This is a genomic window from Kitasatospora sp. NPDC058048, assembly GCF_042885555.1.
Classification (GTDB): domain Bacteria; phylum Actinomycetota; class Actinomycetes; order Streptomycetales; family Streptomycetaceae; genus Kitasatospora; species Kitasatospora lactacystinica.
In genome coordinates this window covers 1703-3460 of record NZ_JBHVRT010000094.1, presented here as the reverse complement: position 1 = coordinate 3460, position 1758 = coordinate 1703, and the positions used below count along the sequence as shown (strand labels likewise).

At 57.5% G+C, this 1758-nt stretch carries 1 rRNA gene (running past one end of the window); it reads right to left on the bottom strand.

Annotated elements, in window-relative coordinates:
• Positions 1–1701, bottom strand: a 23S ribosomal RNA gene (locus ACFVVA_RS42045); its annotated part reaches 1211 nt to the left of the window's first position; the annotation flags it as partial.
• Positions 1702–1758 lie beyond the last annotated feature (57 nt).

The following is a 1758-nucleotide window of genomic DNA, read 5'->3' as shown; positions in this document are numbered from 1 at the left end:
AACGGCCTACACCCTTACCCCGGGACAACCACCGCCCGGGCTGGACTACCTTCCTGCGTCACCCCATCGCTCACCTACTGCAGACTTGGACCGGCGGCTCCACCACTTCCCTTTGCCCGAAGGCTCCGGGACGGCTTCACGGCCTTAGCATCATCTGGTTCGACGTTGGCGCTTCAAAGCGGGTACGGGAATATCAACCCGTTGTCCATCGACTACGCCTGTCGGCCTCGCCTTAGGTCCCGACTTACCCTGGGCAGATCAGCTTGACCCAGGAACCCTTGGTCAATCGGCGCAAGAGTTTCTCACTCTTGTATCGCTACTCATGCCTGCATTCTCACTCGTATACCGTCCACGACTGGTTTCCACCGCCGCTTCACCCGGCACACGACGCTCCCCTACCCATCACAGCAGGCGTTGGCCCTATATGCTGCAATGACACGACTTCGGTGATGTGCTTGAGCCCCGCTACATTGTCGGCGCGGAATCACTTGACCAGTGAGCTATTACGCACTCTTTCAAGGGTGGCTGCTTCTAAGCCAACCTCCTGGTTGTCTCTGCGACTCCACATCCTTTCCCACTTAGCACACGCTTAGGGACCTTAGTCGGTGTTCTGGGCTGTTTCCCTCTCGACCATGGAGCTTATCCCCCACAGTCTCACTGCCACGCTCTCACTTACCGGCATTCGGAGTTTGGCTAAGGTCAGTAACCCGGTAAGGCCCATCGCCTATCCAGTGCTCTACCTCCGGCAAGAAACACGTGACGCTGCACCTAAATGCATTTCGGGGAGAACCAGCTATCACGGAGTTTGATTGGCCTTTCACCCCTAACCACAGGTCATCCCCCAGGTTTTCAACCCTGGTGGGTTCGGTCCTCCACACGGTCTTACCCGCGCTTCAACCTGCCCATGGCTAGATCACTCCGCTTCGGGTCTTGGGCATGCAACTCAACCGCCCTATTCGGACTCGCTTTCGCTACGGCTACCCCACACGGGTTAACCTCGCTACACACCGCAAACTCGCAGGCTCATTCTTCAAAAGGCACGCAGTCACGGCCCACCAGCAAGCTGATGAACGACGCTCCCACGGCTTGTAGGCACACGGTTTCAGGTACTATTTCACTCCGCTCCCGCGGTACTTTTCACCATTCCCTCACGGTACTATCCGCTATCGGTCACTAGGGAATATTTAGGCTTAGCGGGTGGTCCCGCCAGATTCACACGGGATTTCTCGGGCCCCGTGCTACTTGGGAGTTCTTCAAGCGAGCCGTACAGATTTCGTCTACGGGGGTCTTACCCTCTACGCCGGACCTTTCGCATGTCCTTCGACTACCTGTACGGTTTCTGACTCGCCGACCGGCCGGCAGACCGATCAAGAAAAATCCCACGACCCCCTGAGCGCAACCCCTGCCGGGTCTCACACGCTCAAGGTTTAGCCTCATCCAGTTTCGCTCGCCACTACTCCCGGAATCACGGTTGTTTTCTCTTCCTGCGGGTACTGAGATGTTTCACTTCCCCGCGTTCCCTCCACATACCCTATGTGTTCAGGTATGGGTGACAGCCCATGACGACTGCCGGGTTTCCCCATTCGGAAACCCCCGGATCAAAGCCTGGTTGACGGCTCCCCGGGGACTATCGTGGCCTCCCACGTCCTTCATCGGTTCCTAGTGCCAAGGCATCCACCGTGCGCCCTTAAAAACTTGGCCACAGATGCTCGCGTCCACTGTGCAGTTCTCAAACAACGACCAGTCACACACCCTCAA